Origin of the sequence: Halorubrum sp. AD140 (genome assembly GCF_034497445.1) — an archaeon.
In the GTDB taxonomy this organism is placed as follows: domain Archaea; phylum Halobacteriota; class Halobacteria; order Halobacteriales; family Haloferacaceae; genus Halorubrum.
Map to the genome: position 1 here is coordinate 24,949 of NZ_JAXRUU010000022.1, position 20,068 is coordinate 45,016.

At 71.0% G+C, this 20,068-nt stretch carries 23 protein-coding genes; 13 read left to right on the top strand and 10 right to left on the bottom strand.

Annotated elements, in window-relative coordinates; genetic code table 11:
• Positions 1-30: 30 nt before the first annotated feature.
• From U4E84_RS07645 to U4E84_RS07655, 3 genes are all read left to right on the top strand, one after another.
• Positions 31-621, top strand: coding sequence for an LUD domain-containing protein (locus U4E84_RS07645; RefSeq protein WP_322531506.1), 591 nt, complete (start codon positions 31-33; stop codon positions 619-621).
• On the top strand, positions 614-2,848 hold the full coding sequence (locus U4E84_RS07650; protein ID WP_322531507.1) for an LUD domain-containing protein: 2,235 nt from the start codon (positions 614-616) through the stop codon (positions 2,846-2,848). The genes U4E84_RS07645 and U4E84_RS07650 overlap by 8 nt, the downstream gene beginning before the upstream one ends.
• A 103-nt stretch (positions 2,849-2,951) precedes the next feature.
• Positions 2,952-3,254 (top strand): PRC-barrel domain-containing protein, encoded by a 303-nt coding sequence (locus U4E84_RS07655; protein ID WP_322531508.1) that lies wholly within the window; start codon positions 2,952-2,954, stop codon positions 3,252-3,254.
• Positions 3,255-3,259: 5 nt separating this feature from the next.
• On the opposite strand, the gene U4E84_RS07660 is transcribed toward U4E84_RS07655, so the two are convergent.
• The 5 genes from U4E84_RS07660 to U4E84_RS07680 form a co-directional block, all read right to left on the bottom strand.
• Positions 3,260-3,586, bottom strand: a complete 327-nt coding sequence (locus U4E84_RS07660) for a hypothetical protein (protein WP_322531509.1) — start codon at positions 3,584-3,586, stop codon at positions 3,260-3,262.
• An 82-nt stretch (positions 3,587-3,668) separates the two neighbouring features.
• On the bottom strand, positions 3,669-4,085 hold the full coding sequence (locus U4E84_RS07665; RefSeq protein WP_322531510.1) for a hypothetical protein: 417 nt from the start codon (positions 4,083-4,085) through the stop codon (positions 3,669-3,671).
• A gap of 3 nt (positions 4,086-4,088) precedes the next feature.
• A complete protein-coding gene (locus U4E84_RS07670) occupies positions 4,089-4,781 on the bottom strand; it encodes a hypothetical protein (protein ID WP_322531529.1) in 693 nt (230 codons plus the stop codon).
• Between the two features lie 159 nt (positions 4,782-4,940).
• Positions 4,941-5,501 carry a thioredoxin family protein gene (locus tag U4E84_RS07675; RefSeq protein ID WP_322531511.1) on the bottom strand — a complete coding sequence of 187 codons (561 nt, stop codon included), beginning with the start codon at positions 5,499-5,501 and terminating at the stop codon, positions 4,941-4,943.
• Between the two features lie 101 nt (positions 5,502-5,602).
• Positions 5,603-5,911, bottom strand: coding sequence for a hypothetical protein (locus tag U4E84_RS07680; RefSeq protein ID WP_322531512.1), 309 nt, complete (start codon positions 5,909-5,911; stop codon positions 5,603-5,605).
• A gap of 391 nt (positions 5,912-6,302) precedes the next feature.
• On the opposite strand from U4E84_RS07680, the gene U4E84_RS07685 reads away from it, so the two are divergent.
• The gene (locus U4E84_RS07685; RefSeq protein ID WP_322531513.1) at positions 6,303-6,488 is read left to right on the top strand and encodes a hypothetical protein; all 186 of its coding nucleotides are present in this window, start codon (positions 6,303-6,305) and stop codon (positions 6,486-6,488) included.
• A 131-nt stretch (positions 6,489-6,619) separates the two neighbouring features.
• Here U4E84_RS07685 and U4E84_RS07690 read toward each other — a convergent pair whose 3' ends face one another.
• A complete protein-coding gene (locus tag U4E84_RS07690) occupies positions 6,620-7,018 on the bottom strand; it encodes an OsmC family protein (protein ID WP_322531514.1) in 399 nt (132 codons plus the stop codon).
• Between the two features lie 100 nt (positions 7,019-7,118).
• Positions 7,119-7,844 (bottom strand): metal-dependent hydrolase, encoded by a 726-nt coding sequence (locus U4E84_RS07695; protein ID WP_322531515.1) that lies wholly within the window; start codon positions 7,842-7,844, stop codon positions 7,119-7,121.
• Between the two features lie 170 nt (positions 7,845-8,014).
• Between U4E84_RS07695 and U4E84_RS07700 the strand changes: the two genes are divergently transcribed.
• The 5 genes from U4E84_RS07700 to U4E84_RS07720 all read left to right on the top strand — a co-directional run bounded on the left by U4E84_RS07700 (position 8,015) and on the right by U4E84_RS07720 (position 11,563).
• Positions 8,015-8,758 carry a fumarylacetoacetate hydrolase family protein gene (locus U4E84_RS07700; protein WP_322531516.1) on the top strand — a complete coding sequence of 248 codons (744 nt, stop codon included), beginning with the start codon at positions 8,015-8,017 and terminating at the stop codon, positions 8,756-8,758.
• Between the two features lie 173 nt (positions 8,759-8,931).
• The gene (hisC, locus tag U4E84_RS07705; protein WP_322531517.1) at positions 8,932-10,026 is read left to right on the top strand and encodes a histidinol-phosphate transaminase; all 1,095 of its coding nucleotides are present in this window, start codon (positions 8,932-8,934) and stop codon (positions 10,024-10,026) included.
• Positions 10,023-10,658, top strand: coding sequence for an adenylate kinase family protein (locus U4E84_RS07710; protein WP_322531518.1), 636 nt, complete (start codon positions 10,023-10,025; stop codon positions 10,656-10,658). The genes hisC and U4E84_RS07710 overlap by 4 nt, the downstream gene beginning before the upstream one ends.
• Positions 10,655-11,257, top strand: a complete 603-nt coding sequence (locus U4E84_RS07715) for a CDP-alcohol phosphatidyltransferase family protein (RefSeq protein ID WP_322531519.1) — start codon at positions 10,655-10,657, stop codon at positions 11,255-11,257. Before U4E84_RS07710 ends, U4E84_RS07715 begins: the two co-directional genes overlap by 4 nt.
• A 69-nt stretch (positions 11,258-11,326) precedes the next feature.
• Positions 11,327-11,563 carry a hypothetical protein gene (locus U4E84_RS07720; protein WP_322531520.1) on the top strand — a complete coding sequence of 79 codons (237 nt, stop codon included), beginning with the start codon at positions 11,327-11,329 and terminating at the stop codon, positions 11,561-11,563.
• 32 nt (positions 11,564-11,595) lie between these two features.
• Here the strand turns inward: U4E84_RS07720 and U4E84_RS07725 are convergent, their stop codons facing one another.
• Together U4E84_RS07725 and U4E84_RS07730 are read right to left on the bottom strand one after the other, a co-directional pair.
• The gene (locus tag U4E84_RS07725; RefSeq protein WP_322531521.1) at positions 11,596-12,780 is read right to left on the bottom strand and encodes an MFS transporter; all 1,185 of its coding nucleotides are present in this window, start codon (positions 12,778-12,780) and stop codon (positions 11,596-11,598) included.
• A gap of 108 nt (positions 12,781-12,888) precedes the next feature.
• The gene (locus U4E84_RS07730; protein ID WP_322531522.1) at positions 12,889-14,061 is read right to left on the bottom strand and encodes a Xaa-Pro peptidase family protein; all 1,173 of its coding nucleotides are present in this window, start codon (positions 14,059-14,061) and stop codon (positions 12,889-12,891) included.
• A gap of 307 nt (positions 14,062-14,368) precedes the next feature.
• On the opposite strand from U4E84_RS07730, the gene U4E84_RS07735 reads away from it, so the two are divergent.
• The 3 genes from U4E84_RS07735 (at position 14,369) to U4E84_RS07745 (ending at position 18,202) form a co-directional block, all read left to right on the top strand.
• Positions 14,369-15,340 carry a transcription initiation factor IIB gene (locus U4E84_RS07735; protein WP_322531523.1) on the top strand — a complete coding sequence of 324 codons (972 nt, stop codon included), beginning with the start codon at positions 14,369-14,371 and terminating at the stop codon, positions 15,338-15,340.
• A 112-nt stretch (positions 15,341-15,452) separates the two neighbouring features.
• Positions 15,453-15,926 (top strand): NUDIX domain-containing protein, encoded by a 474-nt coding sequence (locus U4E84_RS07740; protein ID WP_322531524.1) that lies wholly within the window; start codon positions 15,453-15,455, stop codon positions 15,924-15,926.
• A gap of 89 nt (positions 15,927-16,015) precedes the next feature.
• Positions 16,016-18,202, top strand: coding sequence for a hypothetical protein (locus U4E84_RS07745; RefSeq protein WP_322531525.1), 2,187 nt, complete (start codon positions 16,016-16,018; stop codon positions 18,200-18,202).
• A 171-nt stretch (positions 18,203-18,373) separates the two neighbouring features.
• Here U4E84_RS07745 and U4E84_RS07750 read toward each other — a convergent pair whose 3' ends face one another.
• Positions 18,374-18,679: a hypothetical protein gene (locus U4E84_RS07750; protein WP_322531526.1), complete on the bottom strand. Its 306-nt coding sequence runs from the start codon at positions 18,677-18,679 to the stop codon at positions 18,374-18,376.
• Between the two features lie 340 nt (positions 18,680-19,019).
• Between U4E84_RS07750 and U4E84_RS07755 the strand changes: the two genes are divergently transcribed.
• Positions 19,020-20,068 (top strand): adenylosuccinate synthetase (locus U4E84_RS07755; protein ID WP_322531527.1); only part of this gene is annotated, 1,049 nt, incomplete at its 3' end.

A 20,068-nucleotide genomic window follows, 5' to 3' on the forward strand; every position in this document is an offset into this window, starting at 1 on the left:
ACCCATATGTGTTCCATTGAATGGTGACGTATGTCAGTCGCCGACCGCTCGACGTTCAAGCGCCGGCTCGACGCCCTGGGGGTGACCGTCTCCGAGGGTCCCGAGCGCGCGTGTGTTGCCCTGATCGACGAGGCCGCCGGCGATCCGGCGGTCGGCGTCGCCCTCGCCGGCGAGGGCGACGAGGCCGACGATTCGACCGTCTCGCTCCCGGATCGCGTCGAGACCGATCCGACTACCGCCGACCTCCGCGCGGCGCACACCGGCGTGACGCGCGCGTCGCTCGGCGTCGCCGAGTACGGGAGCGTCGCGATCGAGGCCGACTCCGCCGGCACGGAGCCGATCAGCCTCTTCGTCGACCGTCACGTCGTCGTCCTCCACGAGGCGGACCTCGTCCCGGACATGCCGGACGCGTTCGAGTGGCTCGGCCCGAGGGCGCGCGAGGAGTCGGTCGACGTGGTGTTCGCGACCGGGCCGAGCGCGACCGCCGACATGGGCGGACTCGTCCACGGCGCCCACGGACCGAAGGAGGTCCACGTGGTGCTGTTGCGGGGGGACGAGGCCGACCCGAGCGAGGCGACGGCGGACGACGCCGAGGGAACCCGAGGTGACGCCGATGAGTAGCGACGCCCCGAAGGCCGACCGCATCCGCGAGCTGATGGCGACCGAGGGGGACGCGGTCGCCGAGAACACCCGCGGGTTCAACCGCGGCCGAATCGAGTCGACCGGGCGGCTCGACGACTACGAGGAGCTGAAGGCCAAGGCCCGCGAGATCAAAGAGGACGCGATCGCCAGACTCCCGGAGCTGATCGAGGAGGTGACCGAGGCGGTGGAGGCGAACGGCGGCACCGTCTACGTCGCCGACGACGCCGCGGACGCGAACGAATACGTCACCGACCTGACCGCGGGCGAGCGCGACGCCGACCGGCTGATCAAGTCGAAGTCGATGACCTCCGAGGAGCTCGAGGTGAACGAGGCGCTGGAGGAGGCGGGCGTCGAGGTGATAGAGACCGACCTGGGCGAGTGGGTGCTCCAGCTCGCCGACGAGGCGCCCTCGCACATCGTCGCGCCGGCGATCCACAAGTCCCGGGAGGGCATCTCGAAGCTGTTCGCGGAGCGGTTCGACCTCGACGACCCGCCGGAGACGGCCGAGGAGCTCACCATGTTCGCCCGCGAGCGGCTCGGCGAGCTCATCGAGGACGCCGACGTGGGGATGACGGGGGCGAACTTCATCGCCGCGGACTCCGGCACCATGCTGTTGGTCACCAGCGAGGGCAACGCCCGGAAGACGGTGACCGCGACGGACACCCACGTCGCGGTCGCGGGCGTCGAGAAGATCGTCCCGAGCGTCGAGGAGTTCGCGCCGTTCGTCGAGCTGATCGGCCGCTCCGGGACGGGACAGGACGTGACCTCGTATATCTCCACCTTGACGCCGCCCGTCGACTCGCCGGTGCCGGACTTCCGGGACGACGGGGAGCCGCTCGCCGACGGCTCGGGCGACGACCGCGACTTCCACCTGGTCCTCATCGACAACGGCCGGCTGGCGATGCGGGAGGACGAACAGCTGAGAGAGACGCTGTACTGCATCAGGTGTTCCGCCTGCTCGAACGCCTGCGGCAACTTCCAGAGCGTCGGCGGCCACGCCTTCGGCGGCGAGACGTACTCCGGCGGCATCGCCACCGGTTGGGAGGCGGGCATCGAGGGGCTCGACGTCGCCGCCGAGTTCAACGACCTCTGTACCGGCTGCTCGCGGTGCGTCCCGGCGTGTCCGGTGGAGATCGACATCCCGTGGATCAACACGGTCGTCCGCGACCGGATCAACCGCGGCGACGTCGACGCCGGCCAGACGGACTGGATCTTCGAGGAGCTGGTCCCGGACGAGGAGCCCGCCGGACTCGACCTCGGCAGGCGAGTCGTCGGCAACTACGAGACGATGGCGAAGTGGGGGAGCCGGACCGCGCCGATCGCGAACCGCCTGGCGGACGCGGGACCGCTCCGCGCGCTCGCAGAGCGGGTCGCCGGGATCGACCGCCGGCGCGACCTGCCCGAGTTCGCGAGCCAGTCCCTCGTCGACTGGTTCGAGGCCCGCGGCGGCGCCCGGGTGTCCGCGGACGAGGCCGCCCGCGAGGCCGTGCTCTACCCCGACACCGCGACGAACTATGTCGACGTCGACCGCGGGAAGGCCGCCGTGCGAGCGCTGGAGGCGCTCGACGTCCGCGTCCGGGTCCCGGACCTTCCGGGGAGCGGTCGACCCCCGCTCTCGCAGGGGATGATCGCGACGGCGGAGTCGGCCGCCGAGGACGTCTACGCCGCGCTCGCGACCCACGTCGACGCCGGCCGCGACGTGGTCGTGATCGAGCCGAGCGACCTCGCGATGTTCCGGAGCGAGTACGAGAAGTTCCTCCCCGATACCTCCCACGAGCGGCTCGCCGAGGCCAGCTACGACGTGATGGAGTACCTCTTCGGCCTGCTGGAGAACGGCGGGGACCCGGCCGCGCTGCGCGCGCCGGCGGCGGGGACCGGTCCGGTGGCGTCCGGGACGCGCGTCGCCTACCACCCGCACTGCCAGGCGCGGACGATCGGCGTCGGAGAACACGCGACCGCCGTGATGGAGGCGCTCGGCTACGACGTGCGTGTCTCCGACACGGAGTGCTGCGGGATGGCCGGCTCGTTCGGCTACAAGCGCGACTACTACGAGCTGAGCATGGACGTCGGCGAGCCGATACGGGAGCAGTTCGGCGACACCGACCGCACCGTCGTCGCCGCCGGCACCTCCTGTACCGAACAGATCGGCGCGCTCCTCGGAGACGCGCCGATGCATCCCGTGGAGCTGGTGGCGCCACGCGAGTGACCGGTCCGGAACGAGCGAGGCGCTCCGCGCCGACGCCGCGATACGTCTGACGAGCGTCGTTCGACAACGAACGCTTAATAGGCGCGCTCGTGACCGTCTCCCTATGAACGCGGCTCCACAGGAGATCACGTCGCTCGTCGGTCGTGAGGTGTACTCGAACAACGGCGTCTTCGTCGGAGAGATCGAAGACGTCCGCCTCGATCTGGACGCGCAGGCCGTGACCGGGCTCGCGCTCGCGGAGCTCAACCACGAGCTGTTCGCCGGGCGCGTCGAGGGGAACACCGGCGTCATCGTCCCGTACCGCTGGGTCCGCGCCGTCGGCGACGTCGTGCTCATCAACGACGTGATCGAGCGGCTCGACACGGGGAGCGAGGAGAACGAGGCGGAAGTCGGCCAGTCCGCGTAGTCCTCTCAGAAGGGAAGCGCGTCGCGGAGGCTGGACAGGAAGCCGCCGCCCTCCTGTCGCTTGCGGTCGAACACGGGGTACAGCGCGTCGAGGAACTCGGTCTCGTTCTCGAACTCGGTCTGTGGAACCTCGGTTAGCGCCTCGGAGAGGCGGACCGTCCGCCCCCTCGCGTCGTAGGGGATCGCACCGTCGTCGAGCGCGTCGACGATCTCCTCGCCCGTCGCGGGAAACGAGACGCCGGCCTCCTCGATCCGCTCGTCGAGCACGGCGATGCCGAACTCGATCGCGTCGGGCTCAGCGGAACCGCCGCCGCCGGGTGGGCGTGCTGCCATCGCCCCCACGTACACGCTCCGGGGTTTTTAACCTCGTGCCCGCCGGAGAACCGGTTCTGCTGCCGGGACCCGCCCGCCCGGATCACTCCGGGAGCGACTCCTCCGGGGGAGCCGCGTCGACGACGCCGAGCTCGACGCCGTCGCCGCCGCGGTCGAACGCGGCGACGCTCTCGTCGTCGTACGGCGGGACGGCGACGATCACGACCGCGGCGAGGTCGTCCGTCTTCGACACGCCGAGGAACCCGTCGGGGTGCGAGAGGAACCGCGCCCCGCCGTGGCCGGCCGGCGTGCCGAGGTCGACGCCGAACACGGCGTTCACCGACCCGCCGACCCCGGTGGGCGTGAAGTGGGTCAGCACGGGCGTCGCCGGGTCGAGCCCCGTGTCGGTCTCGAAGTCCCCGGCCGGCGTCGCCGAGAGGCGGAGGTTCGTCTCCTCGGGGTCCCGCTCGGCGGCGCGTTCGAGCAGCACGGTCAACAGGTCCCGCGTCACGTGGATCACGGCTCAGATCCCGATCGCGTCACGGAGCGTCTTCGCGTAGAGCGCCGGCGCCTTCCCCCGCGAGTTCGAGAGCGCGTCCTCGACCGCGATCGCGGCGTCCTCGAGCACGCCGACGCCGTGCCCGACCAGCACGCGGTCCGGGTCCCGTCCGGAGAGCGCCGCCGTCGGCGGGAACAGCCGGAGCATCGGGTGAACGCCGAGCCGCTCTCGGCGCCCCCGGAAGTACGACGAGGTGCCGAGCGACTCGGGCACGATCAGGGTCTCGCCGTCGAAGAAGCCGACTTCCTGCCACGGCGGCAGCGAGGAGTCGCGGATCCGGAACACCTCGAACCCCGTGTCGGCCAGCCGGTCGCCGAACCGCTCGACCGGCGCGTCGACGTCCTCCGCGACCCCGGTCATCCAGTCCGGGACCCACACCGAGACGTCGTGCCGGGTCGCGACCGCGGCGCTGTCGCGCACGTGACGGTCGAGCCCGACGACGACGCCCGCCACCGTGCCGAGGTCCGCCAGCAGGTCGTCGAGCCCGGGAGCGTCGACGGGGTCGAACACCCAGACGTCCGCCGTCTCGGTCTCCTCGTTCGGCACCGCGACCGCGTGGCTCGCGCGCTCCATCGTCTCCTCGGGGTAGGCGATCCAGCCGACGCCGCCGTCGAACCGGTCTATCTCGTGGAGGTCTGCCTCGCCGTCTGCTTTCATCGGCATGTGCGCTCGTTCGGTACGCACCCCTTTCAACCCGTCTCCGGCGGCGGGCTCCGCGGGCCGGCGGCGGGCTCCGCGGGGCGGCGGCGCGGCGTTCCGGGGACCACCGGCGCGCCGTCTCGTCGACGCGACGACCGCGGTGCGGACCGCTGCGGGTCAGTCGTCCGGCCACTTGATCGAACAGCCGCGGGAGGGCCGGTCGGGGACCTCGACGGACTCCCCCGCGAGCACGGCCTCCACGGCCTCGCGAACGTAGCACTCGGTCGGCTCGTCGTCGGGGTTGAGCGCGTCGTCGAGCCGGCCGTGGTACGCGAGCCGCCACTCGTCCCCGTCGCGGGCGAACAGGAAGGGGTCGGGCGTGCAGACGGCGCCGTACGCCTCGGCGACCGCGGCCGTCTCGTCGCGGAGGTACGCGTCGTAGGCGACCGTCCCGTCCGCGACGCGCTCGCGCATCGCCTCGAAGGAGTCCTCGGGGTACTCGTCGGCGTCGTTGGCGTTGATGCCCACGACGGCCAGGTCGTCGTACTCGGCCGCGAGCCCGTTCAGCAGGTCGAACTTCGCCTGGGCGTACGGACAGTGGTTACACGTGAAGACGACGAGCAGCGCGTCGGCGTCGAACGAGTCGAGCCTGCGCGTCTCGCCGTCGACGCCGGGGAGGTCGAAGTCGGGGGCCGCGTCGCCGCGGTCGAGCGCCGAGTCGGACTCCTTCATCACCATGTCTCACGCTACCGTCGGCGGGAGTAAAATCGTTCCGCGAGCACGGTCGGTGACGTCGCCCGCGTCCCGTCGCGATTTCGTCGGCCGCGACCCCGTCCGAGTCACCGCCGCGCGAGGAGACGCGCCGTGACGTGGGCCGCCCCGAGCGCGACTGCCCAACACCCGGCGAGCGCGAGGAGCGCTCCGACGAGCGGGCCGAGCGCCCCGTCGACCGACGACCAATCGCCGAGCGCGGCCGCGAGGGTCCGAAACGCGGCTGCGCCAGTCGTCCCGCCTCCCGACGCGACCGGATCGGACGCCGACAACGACGCGATCGACCGGGCCGCCACCCGGCGGAGCCTCCCGACGATCCAGCCCCCGAGGGCCGCCAGGGCCGTGACGGTCAGGACCGGTCCAGCGACGGCGATCACCCCCCTCCACCGGTCGCGAACGCCGCGCCGGGGGCGGGACCGTCGGGTGGGCGGCGGCGGACCCCTCGCCGTCGACGCTCCGCTCGTCGTCGGCTCCGTCGGTCGGCGACTCCGATCGTCCCGGGGTCGTCCGGTCGGATCGCTCCGAGGTCGTCCGGTCGGATCGCTCCGAGGTCGTCCGGTCGGCTCCGCCCGGTTATCCCGCTGTCCGCGCGCCCGTGACCCCGGTCGGTGTCCTCCAACCGGCGGTCCACCGGGGTCGGCGGGACCGCGGGGGCGTTCCTCGATCGGTCGCATGGCGTGGGTGGCCGCGTCATCCGCCCTAAACCCGCGGCCGATCCGCGCGCCGCCGACTCGTGGCTTTTTGTGGGACCCTCGCGTCGGCGGTGGTATGACGCCCCGCGAGCCGTCCTACCGGACGCTGCGACTGTTGTGCGCGAACGGGGCGGGGATGGTCGGGTTCCTGCTCGCGTACGCGGTTGGACGGGAGTTCGCGGTCGCGCTCGTCGCCGGCGTCGTCGTGGGGGCGATCGGATACGTCGCCTCGAGCGTCGTCGTCGAGTACGCGGGCGGGTGAAGAACCGGAGCGGTCGACGCGTCGGGGGTCGACCGCGATCCCGAGCGACTGGCCGGAGTCCGCGGACCCGAGGGTGCCGAAGTCGCCGTCGGGCGCGGGAAAACGAAGCGTTCGGGAAGTCGGAGAGCGCCTCAGAACGCGCCGGGGTGGACGCTCACGTCGGCGTGGAGCCCCTCGCGGAGCGCGCTGTGGACGTGGCAGATCCCCTCGGCGCGCTCGGCGATGTCGGAGGCGGTCTCGTCGTCGAGGTCGGCCTCGACGTGGACGTCGAAGGCGATCGACTCGAGGTCGTCGTCGTCGTCGAGGTCGGCGCTCGCGTCGATCTGGACCTTCCCGAGGTCCTCCTCGCCGCGCTGGCTCCCGCCGACTCGGAACGCGGGGAGGTAACAGGAGGCGTACGTCGCGACGAGCGCGGCGTTCGGGTTCGGTCCCGTCTCGTCGGTCGCGTCGATCTGCAGGTCGAAGTCGCCGACCTGGCTCGTGCAGGCGTATCCCTCCTCGGACACGGTGGACGTCTCGATGTCAGACATACGCGTTGACAAACGGCTCGCCGCGGCCTAAAGGTTGCCATCACGGATCCCCGGAGCGACGCGTCGAGGGGTCCGGGAGCGGCGACCGGCTGCTCGCCTGCTACGGCTCCAGCGTGTACGTCTCGTCGCCCTCGAGGACGATCGGCTCGGCCGCGGCGCCGGCCGCCTTCACCTCGTTGACGAACTCGCGCGTGTCGATCTCGATCGGAGGGAACGAGTCGTAGTGCATCGGGAACACGACGTCGGCGCCCACCCAGTCGGCGGCGATCCCCGCGCCAGCGGGCCCCATCGTGAAGTGATCGCCAACCGGGAGCGCGGCGGCGTCGGGCTCGAGGTACGGCGCGATCACGTCGACCATCTCCGACATCAGACCCGTGTCGCCGGCGTGGTAGAAGCTGGTGCAGTCCGGGTCGGACTCCTGGGTCGGCTTCTTGTCGCCGATCACGAAGCCGGCGGGCATCCCGGCGGACGTGCCGTAGCCGGTGTCGATCCCGTTCGAGTGGTCCGCGCGGACCATCGTCACCCACGCGTCGCCGCACTCGACCGTGCCGCCGATGTTCATTCCCATCCCGCCGACGGCGTCCTCGTGGCCGAAGGTGTCCTGGACGTAGCTCGTGAGCTCGGGAGTGGCGACCACGGTGGCGCCCTCGTAGCGGTCCGCGTCGGCGATGTGATCGGTGTGGCCGTGCGTGAGGAGGAGGTAGTCGGGGTCGAGCTCCTCCGGGTCGACGTCGGTCTTCGGGTTGTCGAAGTACGGATCGATCAGCAGCTCCGTGTCGTCGACGACGACGTGCCACGTGGAGTGGCCGTGCCAGGTGAGTTCCATGGTCTGGTTCGTACGTCTCGGCGAACCGTAATAAAACTCGACGCCGAAGAGGGTGATCCGTCGTCCGCGAAGCGAGCGCGGACGCGGAGGCGGCGCGATCGAGGCAACCGGCCTGCGCCCCGTTTGCCTCTCCGGGAACGCTTTTCGGTCGCCCCCTCGATCGTCGAGACATGCACCGCGCACGATTCCGCGACCCGGCCGGCTCGATCCGCGAGGGAACGTACGATCCCGAGAGCGACACCGTCGCCTTCGGCGGCGACGAGTACGCGCTCGACGACACCGACATCGACGTGCTCCCGCCGACCGACCCCTCGAAGATCGTCTGTATCGGACGCAACTACGCCGAGCACGCCGCCGAGCTCGGCAACGACGTACCGGACCGGCCGCTCCTCTTCTTGAAGCCGCCAAACGCGCTGGCGAGCCACGGCGACACCGTGACGGTCCCCGCGGGGAAAGACCGGATCGACTGGGAGGCCGAGCTGGCGGTCGTGATAGGCGAGCAGTGTAAGCACGTCGACGCCGCCGACGCGACGGACGTCGTCGCCGGCTTCACCTGCATGAACGACGTCTCGAACCGCGACGACCAGAACCGCGAGCAGAACTGGGTGCGCGGGAAGGCGTTCGACAACGCCGCGCCGCTCGGTCCCGTCCTCGCGACGCCGGACGAAGTCCCCGCGGACGCGAGCGTCGAGCTCCGCGTGAACGGCGAGACGAAGCAGTCGAGCGACCGCGAGCACCTCATCTTCGACGTGCCGACGCTGATCGAGGAGATCACGACGTACCTCACGCTGGAGGCGGGCGACGTGATCCCGACCGGCACGCCCGAGGGCGTGGGCCCGCTCTCGGACGGCGACACGGTCGAGGTGGAGGTGGAGGGCGTCGGCACGCTCGAACACGACGTTCGGGTGCCCTGACCCGCCCGATCGACACCGCGTTTCCGGTGAACCCGGGTGACGGGCGTGCGCCCGGCGGCGACTGCCCCGGCGTCGTCGCCCCGACCGCCCGTCGTCCGGGTTCATCGCCGACCGCTGGCCGCGTTCGCCGCCGTTCGGCCACTCTTAAGACCGGCCGCCCCCGACGGTCCGGCATGGAACCACGCGATCTCTCGGACCACTCGCCGTACGTGCCGGGCCGGGGCGTCGAGGAGGTCGCCCGCGAGCGCGGGATCGACCCCGACGGCCTCATCAAGCTCTCCTCGAACGAGAACCCGCACGGCCCGAGCCCGGCGGCCGTCGAGGCGATCCGGGAGCACGCCGACCGGGTCCACCAGTACCCGAAGTCCTCGCACACCGACCTCACCGCGAAGCTCGCGGAGAAGTGGGACGTGTCCACGGAGCAGGTGTGGGTCTCGCCCGGCGCCGACGGCTCGATCGACTACCTCTCGCGGGCCGCGCTGGAGCCGGGCGACGAGGTCCTGGTGCCGAGCCCCGGCTTCGCCTACTACGGGATGTCCGCCCGGTACCACCACGGCGAGGTGGCCGAGTACGAGCTCGAAGCGGCGAACGGCTTCGCGCAGGACGCCGAGACGGTCCTGGGCGCCTACGGCGGCGAGCGGATCGTCTACGTCACCTCCCCGCACAACCCTTCGGGGTCGACGATGCCGCTCGGCGAGATCGAGGCGATCGCGGACGCGACCGCCGAGGAGACGCTCGTCGTCGTCGACGAGGCGTACGGCGAGTTCGCCGCGGTCGACAGCGCGATCCCCCTCGTCGACGAGCGCGACGACGTGGCGGTGCTCCGCACGTTCTCGAAGGCGTACGGGCTCGCGGGGCTCCGGATCGGGTACAGCGTCGTCCCGGAGGCGTGGGGCGCGGCGTACGCCCGGGTGAACACCCCGTTCGCGGCGAACGAACTGGCGTGCCGAGCCGCGCTCGCGGCCCTCGACGACGAGGACCACGTCTCGGAGTCGGTCGAGACGGCGCGGTGGGCGCGCGAGTACATCGCGGACGAGCTCGACGCGCCCGCGGTCGAGTCGGCCGGCAACTTCGTGCTCGCCGAGGTGGGTGACGCGGAGCGGGTCGCCGAGGCGGCCCAGGAGCGCGGAGTCATCGTCCGCGACTGCACCTCCTTCGGCCTCCCGAGCCACGTCCGGATCTCTACGGGCACCCGCGAGGAGACGCGCGAGGCGGTCGAACGGCTCAACGAGACGCTCGCCGACCTCGGGCTCGGTGTTCGAGCGTGAGCGGGGGCCCGACGGAGGACACCGACGGTGACGCTCCCATCCCCGCCCGCGTCGCCGTCACCGGCACCCCCGGGACCGGGAAGTCGACCGCGACGGCGCTGCTCGAGGGGGAGTACGACGTGATCCACCTCAACGACCGGATCAAGGGGAACGACGCCCTCTGGTCCGAGCGCGACGCCGACCGCGACACCCTCGTCGCCGACCTCGACGCGGTGCGCGACCACCTCGGCGACTGGTCGGGCGTGCTCGACTCCCACCTCGCCCACCGGTTCGACGTCGACCGCGTCGTGGTCCTGCGCTGTCGCCCCGAGACGATCGAGACGCGGCTCCGCGAGCGCGGGGAGTCGGACGCGACGGCCGAGGAAAACGCCGAGCCGGGTGAACCGTCTCGAGCTCTCGCTCGCAAGGCTCGCGAGAATGCGGAGAGCGAGGCGCTCGACGTGATCCTCTCGGAGGCGGTCGCGGAACACGGCGTCGAGAACGTCTACGAGGTCGACACCACGGACCGCGACCCCGCCGCCGTGGCCGACGCGATCCGCGCCGCGATCGAGGGCGAGCGCGAGCCGAGCGCCGGCTCCGTCGACTTCATGGAGTATATATCGGACGGCCGCGACGAAGGAGGCGAGAGATGACGCTCGATCAGTACCGGTCGGTGGCGGATCGCCTCCTCGGCCCGTGGGTGCGCGCCGCGGCTCGGCTCGGCCTCTCGCCGGACCAGGTGAGCGTCCTCGCGTTCGGCGCCGCGGTCGCCGCCGCCGGCGCGTTCGCGGTCGGCGATCCCCTCTTTTACGCCGCAGGAGCGGCGCTCGTCCTGCTCAACGGCTGGCTCGACATCGTCGACGGCGCACTCGCGCGCCACCTGGGGGTCGCCTCCGACGGCGGCGACCTGCTCGATCACGTGCTCGACCGCTACGCCGACATCGCGGTCATCGCTGGCTTCACGGTCGGCATCGAGGCGTACGCGCTCGGCTTCCTCGCGGTGACGGGCGTCCTGATGACGTCGTACATGGGCACCCAGATCCAGGCGGTCGGCATCGGCCGCGAGTACGGCGGGCTGCTCGGTCGCGCGGACCGGCTCGCGCTGATGGGGATCGTCGGACTCGTCGCCGCCGTCTACTCGGCGCCGGTCGTCGCCGGGCTGAACGTCGTCGGTCTCCTCCTCGCGCTGTTCGCCGCCGTCGGTCACCTGACCGCAGTCCAGCGGTTCCTCGGCGCGTGGTCGGACCTGTGAGCGGCCGTCTCGGGAGTCACGGTCGCCGGCGAGGGAACGCTTAAAAGTGTCCGGCCGGAACGGGGGGGTATGCCCACCTTCGAACTGAACCTCTCGGACGACGTCTACGCGGAGTTTCAGCAGCTCGCCGAACAGGAGTTCGTCTCCGAGGAACAGGCCGCGGAGGACCTCATCGCCTCCGGCATCGAGGCGTACAACGTCTCCGTCGTCGACGACGAGCCCCGAGACGAGATGCTCGACGGCGCGGAGAACAACATGTTCGACACCGCACAGGACCCCGGCAGCCTCGAAGACGACCGGCTGTAGCCGGCCTCCCGTTCATTTTCCGAGCCGTCCCGTCAGTACCCCAGCCGCAGCAGTCTGTTCGCCAGCAGCGTCGCCAGTCCCAGCGCCATCACGCCCGCGAGTAGGCCGAACGCGGACGTCCACCCCGCGACGTCGGAGACGGTCCCGATGACGACGCTGCCGGACGCGCCAAGCACCATGTAGGCGGTTCGGACGAGCCCGAACCCGGCGCCCCGCTCCGCGTCCGAGAGCAGGTCCATGAACCGCGACTGTACCGGCGCGCCCCACGACATCGCGACGCCGACGAGACAGACGGCGGGGAGGGTCGCGCCGAGCCCGAGGTCGAACTGGGCCGTCGCGACGAGGAGCCCGTAGCCGAGCACGCCGGCGCTCATCGTGCCCATGGCGGTCGCGTCGCGGCCGAACCGGTCGGAGAGGCCGCCGGTGACGGGCTGAGCCCCGCCGTGGACGAGGAAGTACAGCGAGAACAGCAGCGCCGCCAGCGCCGTCGAGAGCCCGGAGCCGACCTCCAGAAACGCCGGGAGAAAGGAGGCGGTCGCCTGCCAGGTGAACGCCCCCATCGTCGCCAGCGCGGTCGTGTAGAGGATCGGCGGCCGCGAGAGCACCTCGAGGAGCGGCGCGAGCGCGAACCGCTCGCGAACCGCTTGGTCGGGACGGACCGGCTCGGTGGGCCGCACCCGCCACGCGAACAGGACGAAGACGGGCACCGCGACCGCGACGCCGAGCAGGATCCCCGTCCGCCAGCCGTACCGCGAGCCGACGAGCGCGGCGAGGGGCGGCGCGGCGAGCCCGGCGATCGGCCCGCCCGCGACGTGGACGCCGATGGCCCGGCCGATGTCGTCGAACTGCTTCGCGAGGAACGTCGTCGCCACCGAGTAGTGGAGGCCGGCGCCCGCGCCGAGCGCCACCGTGAACACCATGAAGACGGCGATCGACGGGGAGCCGGCGATCAACAGGGAGGCGACCGCGGTGGCGCCGACCGCGGTCAGGATGACGGCGCGCTCCCCGTACCGGTCGCCGAGCACGCCGGAGGGGAACTGCGCCAGCGCGTACGCCAGCCACATCCCCGAGAGCGCCAGCCCGACAGTCGCGTTCGTGACGCCGAACCGCGCCGTGATCTGCGGGACCAGCGGGCTGATGACCAGCCGCGCGACCATCGTCGCGGTGAACGCGAGCGTACAGAGGGTCAACGCCGTGTGCCGATACCGCCAGTTCACGGGCGCCGTTCTCGACGCGGGTCAAAGCGGGTTCCGGTCGCGGCCAGCCGAGCCGGGTGTGGTGTGGGATCGGCCACCGAGCGGCGGTGGAATCGACCGCTGTGCCGCTCAGACCTCGAACGCCACCGGGTACTCCGTGAGGTTCTCGTAGCCGTCATCGGTGACGACCACGAGGTCTTCGATCCGGACCCCGCCGACCGCGGGGTCGTACAGCCCCGGCTCGACGGTGATCACGTGGCCGGGCTCCAGCTCGCCCCCGCCGCTCGCGAGCCGGGGGGACTCGTGGACGTCGAGGCCGATCCCGTGGCCCGTGGAGTGGATGAACCCCGTCTCCGTCTCGGGATCGGTGCGGAACGTCGGTTCGCCCGCGTCCTCGTACACCTCGCAGGCCGCGGCGTGGACGTCGCCTCCCGTCGCGCCCGGCTCGACCGCGTCGAGCGCGGCGGCGAGCGCGCGCTCGGTGAGCTCGTACCACTCGCGGAGCGCCGCGGGGGGTTCGCCGACGCAGAACGTCCGGGTCATGTCGGCGTTGTACTTCGTCGCCTTCGACCGCGGGAAGATGTCGACGATGACCGCCTCGTTCGCCCTGAGCGGCCCGGAGCCCCGGTCGTGGGGGTCCGCGGCCTGCGCGCCGCCGGCGACGATCGTCTCGTCGAGCGCGCAGCCGTGTCGCAGCAGCGTCACCTCGATCTCCTCCGCGACGCGCTCGCTGGTGAGCGGCTCGCCGTCCGCCAGCAGGGTCCCCGTCTCGACGTCGTCGCTCTCGCCGGCGACGTCCGCGCTCGCGAGCAGCTCCTCGGCGGCCCGCATCGCGGCCTCGTTCGCCCGCTGGGCCTCGCGGATCGCGTCGATCTCCTCGTCGGTCTTCACGGCGCGGACCTCCCGGAGCAGGTCGTCGCCGTCGACGCCGACGTCGATCCCGCGCTCTCGCATGGCGTCGGCGGTCCCGACCGGGCCGCGCGGGGGCATCGACACCGACTCCACACCCTTCTCGCGGACGAACTCGGCGTACATGTCGTACCGCTCCTCGCGGCCGCCGTACTCGTAGTCGTAGTCGGCGTGGCGCTCGACGGTGTCGGCCGCCGCCTCGCTTTTCGCGCGGCCGTACTCCAGCCCGGAGACGAGCACGTGGATATCGCCGTCGGCGTACAGCGTCAGGAAGGGGTCAGGTCCCGTGAATCCGGAGAGATACAGCTGGTTCGCGTCGTCCTGCGAGGCGTCGAGGAGGTAGCCGTCGGCGTCGAGGTCGGCGAGCGTCTCGTCGAGACGTGTCCGATTCATACACGAGTTGCTCGGGCCGGGCCCAAATCGGTTGCCCTCGCGGAACCGCACGGCTGCGGCGGACGCCCTATCTGTCACGAAATATCTATATAGTAGCGATCGGGGGAGAGCGCGTTCTCACCCGCCGACGAACCGCGATCGATTCGCGGCAATCATCGCCGTCACGAGGTCTAACATGGTCTCTCACGGATGTTTTCAACACCGATATCAAAACAAGGATTTATTTGTGTTCGGACCTTACCCGTTCGTGAGGCAACCAACCGAGACGCGTCTCTCGGTCCCTTCGTTCCCTCCATTTGAACCACCAATGACCGAAAACGTTCGAACGTACACGGCGGAGCACGTCGCCGACGAGGAGGAGACCGCGTCGGCCGACGAGGAACTGCGGTGTCCCGAGTGCAGCGGCCAGCTCGCGACGGACACGGAACACGGCGAGACGGTCTGCGTCGACTGCGGGCTCGTCGTCGAGGAGGACGAGATCGACCGCGGACCGGAGTGGCGCGCGTTCGACTCCGCAGAGAAGGACAGCAAGTCGCGCGTCGGCGCCCCGACGACGAACATGATGCACGACAAGGGGCTCTCGACGAACATCGGCTGGCAGGACAAAGACGCCTACGGCAAGTCCCTCTCCAGTCGGCAGCGCGAGAAGATGCAGCGGCTCCGCACCTGGAACGAGCGGTTCCGCACGCGCGACTCCAAAGAGCGCAACCTCAAGCAGGCGCTCGGCGAGATCGACCGCATGGCCTCGGCGCTCGGGCTCCCGGACAACGTCCGCGAGACCGCCTCCGTCATCTACCGCCGCGCGCTCGACGAGGACCTCCTCCCCGGCCGCTCCATCGAGGGCGTCTCGACCGCGTCGCTGTACGCGGCCGCTCGGCAGGCGGGGAACCCCCGGAGCTTAGACGAGATCGCCGCCGTCTCCCGCGTGGAGAAGGACGAGATCGCCCGGACGTACCGGTACGTCGCGCGCGAACTGAAGCTGGAGATCCAGCCGGCGGACCCCGAGAGCTACGTCCCGCGATTCGCCTCGGACCTCGGGCTCTCGGACGAGGCCGAGCGCCGCGCCCGGGCGCTGCTCGACACCGCGAAGTCGCAGGGGCTCCACTCGGGGAAGTCGCCGGTCGGACTCGCCGCCGCGGCCGTCTACGCCGCCGCCCTGCTGGTCAACGAGAAGGTGACCCAGAGCGAGGTCAGCGAGGTGGCGAACATCAGCGAGGTCACGATCCGGAACCGCTACCACGAGCTGTTAGAGGCCGAAGACGGCGTCGCACTGCGCTAACCGCCGCCGCGCCGTCGCCTCTTCGCCGCTCAATTCCACCGCTCGGTTCCGAACGTCCGTTTCCGAACGCGCCTTTCCGAACGTCCAAGCCCCCGGGCGCCGAGTCGGCCGTATGGAGACCACCCGTCACTTCACCGCGACGACGTACGTCGTCAACGACGGCGCGACCGCGCTTCACGCCCACGACCGACTCGGGATCCACCTCCCGCCGGGGGGCCACGTCGACCGCGACGAACTGCCCCACGAGGCCGCCCTCCGCGAGGTGCGCGAGGAGACCGGCCTGAGCGCCGAGCTGGTCGCGACCCGGTCGTCGGTCGTCGGTCCCGACACCCGCGGGCTCCCCGAGCCGGCGCACCTCATGCTGCACGACATCAACGTCCACGAGGACGGCTCGGTGGGCCACCAACACGTCGACCACCTCTACTACGCCCGCGTCGACTGCCGCGAGATCTCGCCGCGCGGCGACGACGAGGTCGACCCCGACGGCTGGCGCTGGTACACGCCGACCGACCTGGCCGAGAGCGACCTCCGGCCGGACGTGATCGACCTCGGCCGCGAGGCGATCGCGGTCGTCGACGGAGCGTAGGGAGCCGATCGACGGCCAGAATCCGGCCGTCGATCGGCGTCTGACGGTCCGGAAGGTATTTGGGTCGTTGCAGGCGACATGGACCAAGAATGGACGCACAGCGACGATCGGAGATCACCGGGTGGGACGCCCGGGAGTTCTCGGACGGGTTCGCCGGACTCGGTCGGATCGTCGATCGGGGCTACTCCGGCGCGGTGACCGACGGCGCCGGGTGGTTGTTCGTGTTCGAGGGGCGCGTGGTGGGCGCGACCGACGCCGATCTCGACGACTTCGCGGACGCGTCGGGAACGGCGTACGAGGCTCCCGGCGGCGTCCTCCCGCTCTTGTTCGCCATGCAGGAGCAGGGGGGAGAGCCGCGGGCGCAGTACTACACGAACGACACGCCGCTCTCCGAGGCCGATCGCAAGCTCTCGCGGGGCGGATTCACCGGCTACGTCGAGCTGTCCGAGAACGTGCTCTCGGGCGACTACTACGTCGCGTACGCCGCCGGCGAGTCGATGTCGGCGGCGTGGGTCGGTAACTCCAGGAGGTTGGAGACCGGCGAGAAGGCCTTCGCGCTCGCCGACGACGAGGTCGGTATCTACACCGTGTACGAGGTCGACCTGACCGTTCGCGAGATCCCGTCGGGGGACGGCGACGGTGCCGACGGCTCGCCGGCGGCCGCCGCGACGGACGACCCGACTGACGACGAGGAGACGGGCGGTACCGAGGCGGGCGGCAGCGGGGTCGAGGCTGACGACGCAACGGACGACGACGCGACGGACGGTGCGACCGGCCGCGACGAGATCGGCCGCGACGACGTCACGGACGACGCGGGTGGCCGCGACGGGGACGGAGCGGCGACGACCGAACCCGATACCACGGGGCGCGATGCCTCCGAACCGATCGGAGCCGCCGTTCCGGAGGACGACGCGTCTCCGGGTTCGGACCCCGAGGAACCGCGCGGACAGCGCGCGACGGGCGACGGGTCCGCCGCCTCGGCGGAGGCGACTTCCCCCCGCGACGACGGGCCCGGAAAGGCGCCGTCGGACGACGTGTTCTCCGAGGAGGAGCAGTGGCGCGAGCAGAAGTCGATCCCGGCGCTCGACCCCTCCGAAGCGAGCGCCCCGCCCGCGGAGAACGACGGTGCCGGTTCGAACTCCGCTCGGAGCGCCCGACGCTCGCGGGGCGAGAACGACGCCGGGCGGGCCGCGGAGGCCCGCGACCGGTCGTCGGCATCGACGCCGACCGACGAATCGCCGGCCCCTCGATCGACCGGTGACGCCGGGGCCAACCGGTCCGCGGTGTCATCGCGCTCACAGCGGACGTCGAGCGCGCACGAGGGCGGCGGGCGCGGAGAACAGGTCCGACGGCTCGAGAGCGCGTTGGAGACGGCGGAGGAAGAGCGCGACTCGCTGGCGGCGGAGCGAGACGCGATCGCCGAGGAACGCGAGCAGTTGGAAGCCGAGATCGATCGGATCGAGTCGGAGGCGGCGACGCTCCGCGAGGAGCGCGACCGGCTCCGCGACGAGCTCTCCGCCGCCCGCGAGCGGCTCCCGGAGAGCGATCGAGCGATCTCGCCCGCAGAGGCCCGGAGCGGAACGAACCTCTTCGTCAGGTACGACTCCAAGGGCGGCGCGACGCTGGAAGACGCCCACGAGGGGACGGTCGGCCGAGACGAGCTTCGCGAGAACCTCCGGATCGAACACCACACGAGCTTCGAGACGGACGGCCTCACCGTCGACGGCCGGCCCTTCGAGGAGTTTCTGAGGGACACGATCGAGTACGGGTTCACGCGATGGCTCGTCGAGGACCTCCCGTTCGAGGTGAGCGGGACCGGAAACGAGAGCGTCCTCAGTGACCTGTACGACGCGATCCCCGAGGTCGACCGCGCGGAGATCGGCGGGTCGGTGTCGATCGCGATCCGCGAGAACGGCGGGGAGACCCGCGAGCAGCGCACGTTCGACCTCGTGTTGCGCGATCGGATGGGGAACCCGCTCTTCGTCGCCGACCTCAACGACAGCCGGGACCCGACGCAGGAGGGGACGCTGGAGTCGCTGGTCGGAAACGGCCGCGACATCGCCGAGTCCAACGACTCGTTCGCGGCGGCGTTCGCGGTGACGGAGAGCTTCTTCGAGCCCGGCGCGTTGGAGACCGCGAGCGACGCCGTCGGCGGCGGGCTGTTCAGCCGGTCGAAGCGCGCGAGCTTCGTGAAGCTCTCGCGCAAGCGGGGGTATCACCTGTGTCTGGTCGAGGCCCGCGACGGCGGCTTCCACATGACGGTCCCCGATCTGTAGCGCGGCTCCGTTGCTGACCGGAGTCGAGCGAGCGGTCACGGGGACGAGTCGGACGGTGAGAGAGACGAGTGGGCGGCGGAAGCTGTGCTCGTGACGGGCAACACGAACGGCTACGGCGACCCGAGATCAAAGCGCGGACCCTCGGCCGGTGGTGCGTACGAACGTGGACGGTCAGTTCTCGAGTTCGGCGGCGTCGTCGATCCGCATGGAGCCGAGCTTCTGGACCGTCTCGTCGAGCTTCTCGTCCAGTTCGTCGACGAACTCGTGGGTCCGGTCGGTGGTGATGGCGCCCTGGCTGGACGGCTCGATGAGGTTCTCCTCCTCGAGCACGCGCAGCGAGTAGCGGACCTTGTGGTGGGGGTAGCCGGTCTCGTTCGACATCTTCACGATGCCGATCGGCTCGTTTTCGATGACCATCCGCAGGACCTGGAGGTGTCGTTCCAGCATGTCTACCTCCTTCTCTAGTCGATCTATCATGGCACATGTTAACTCGTCGTGCCCCTGTTTAAAAGTTGCTGTCCGGAGCCGCCCCCGCGTCGCTCGATCCGGCGCTTTGACGTGCCAGTAGTTAACGTGTTCGATCGCGGCGATCCGACCGGGGGTGACGGCTCGTCCGGACCGACCGATCCACGGCGGTGGGTAGCCCGTCTCGGGCAGTCAGGTGAGGACGGCCGACGAGAACCGTCGGTCGTGGCGACGAAATAGCACGTACGGGCACAGTTTACCGAACAGAGATTCCGTCTGATACACGTTCGTGCGGGTATCGCGTCCGCGGACCGTAATCGGTTTTACCCCCGGGCGGGAACCTCCGGGCCGTATGACACTCACCATCGTCGGCTCCCAGCTGGGTGACGAGGGCAAGGGCGCGCTCGTCGACCGGTGGGGAGGGGACGCGGACGTCGTAGTCCGTTATCAGGGCGGCGACAACGCCGGCCACACCGTCGTCGAGGGCGGCACGGAGTACAAGCTGTCGCTGGTCCCGAGCGGCGCAGTCCGGGGCACGGTCGGGATTCTCGGGAACGGCTGCGTCGTCAACCCGCGCACGCTGTTCACCGAGATCGACGACCTGCGCGAGCGCGGGCTCGACCCCGACGTGCGGGTCGCCCGTCGCGCGCACGTCATCATGCCGTACCACCGCGTGCTGGACGGGATCGAAGAGGAGGTCAAGGCAGACGACGACGCCGGCGACGAGGTCGGCACGACCGGCCGCGGGATCGGCCCGACGTACGAGGACAAGGCGGGCCGCCGCGGGATCCGGGTCGCCGACCTGCTCGACTCCGAGGTGCTCCGCGAGAAGCTGGCGTACGTCGTCCCGCAGAAGCGCGCGCTCGTCGAGGACGTGTACGGGCTCGATATCGATAGCGACGACGAGCGCGCCGCGGCGTTCGACGTCGACGCGCTCCACGAGGAGTTCGCCGCGATCGGCGAGCGCCTCGCCGACGAGGGGATGACCGTCAACTGCTCCGATTACCTCCACCGCCGTCACGAGGCGGGCGACGAGATACTCTTCGAGGGCGCGCAGGGGACGCACATCGACGTCGACCACGGGAACTACCCGTTCGTCACCTCCTCGAACCCGACCGCGGGCGGCGCGGCCGTCGGGTCCGGGCTCGGCGTCACGACCGTCGGTGACGGCGAGGTCGTCGGCATCGTGAAGGCGTACCTCTCGCGCGTCGGGGAGGGCCCGCTCCCGACCGAGCTCGACGGCGACGCCGACGAGGAGGCGCTCGCCGACGCGATCCGCGAGAAGGGCGGCGAGTTCGGCACGGTCACCGGTCGCCCGCGCCGGATCGGCTGGCTCGACCTCCCGATGCTCCGGCACGCCGCGCGCGTCTCCGGCTTCACGGGCGTCGCGGTCAACCACGT

Coding starts and splice junctions, on each gene's coding strand:
- U4E84_RS07645 (WP_322531506.1), top strand. CDS start 31: ATGTCAGTCGCCGACCGCTCGACGTTCAAGCGCCGGCTCGACGCCCTG.
- U4E84_RS07650 (WP_322531507.1), top strand. CDS start 614: ATGAGTAGCGACGCCCCGAAGGCCGACCGCATCCGCGAGCTGATGGCG.
- U4E84_RS07655 (WP_322531508.1), top strand. CDS start 2,952: ATGAACGCGGCTCCACAGGAGATCACGTCGCTCGTCGGTCGTGAGGTG.
- U4E84_RS07660 (WP_322531509.1), bottom strand. CDS start 3,586: ATGGCAGCACGCCCACCCGGCGGCGGCGGTTCCGCTGAGCCCGACGCG.
- U4E84_RS07670 (WP_322531529.1), bottom strand. CDS start 4,781: ATGAAAGCAGACGGCGAGGCAGACCTCCACGAGATAGACCGGTTCGAC.
- U4E84_RS07675 (WP_322531511.1), bottom strand. CDS start 5,501: ATGGTGATGAAGGAGTCCGACTCGGCGCTCGACCGCGGCGACGCGGCC.
- U4E84_RS07685 (WP_322531513.1), top strand. CDS start 6,303: ATGACGCCCCGCGAGCCGTCCTACCGGACGCTGCGACTGTTGTGCGCG.
- U4E84_RS07690 (WP_322531514.1), bottom strand. CDS start 7,018: ATGTCTGACATCGAGACGTCCACCGTGTCCGAGGAGGGATACGCCTGC.
- U4E84_RS07695 (WP_322531515.1), bottom strand. CDS start 7,844: ATGGAACTCACCTGGCACGGCCACTCCACGTGGCACGTCGTCGTCGAC.
- U4E84_RS07700 (WP_322531516.1), top strand. CDS start 8,015: ATGCACCGCGCACGATTCCGCGACCCGGCCGGCTCGATCCGCGAGGGA.
- hisC (WP_322531517.1), top strand. CDS start 8,932: ATGGAACCACGCGATCTCTCGGACCACTCGCCGTACGTGCCGGGCCGG.
- U4E84_RS07715 (WP_322531519.1), top strand. CDS start 10,655: ATGACGCTCGATCAGTACCGGTCGGTGGCGGATCGCCTCCTCGGCCCG.
- U4E84_RS07720 (WP_322531520.1), top strand. CDS start 11,327: ATGCCCACCTTCGAACTGAACCTCTCGGACGACGTCTACGCGGAGTTT.
- U4E84_RS07730 (WP_322531522.1), bottom strand. CDS start 14,061: ATGAATCGGACACGTCTCGACGAGACGCTCGCCGACCTCGACGCCGAC.
- U4E84_RS07735 (WP_322531523.1), top strand. CDS start 14,369: ATGACCGAAAACGTTCGAACGTACACGGCGGAGCACGTCGCCGACGAG.
- U4E84_RS07740 (WP_322531524.1), top strand. CDS start 15,453: ATGGAGACCACCCGTCACTTCACCGCGACGACGTACGTCGTCAACGAC.
- U4E84_RS07745 (WP_322531525.1), top strand. CDS start 16,016: ATGGACGCACAGCGACGATCGGAGATCACCGGGTGGGACGCCCGGGAG.
- U4E84_RS07750 (WP_322531526.1), bottom strand. CDS start 18,679: ATGATAGATCGACTAGAGAAGGAGGTAGACATGCTGGAACGACACCTC.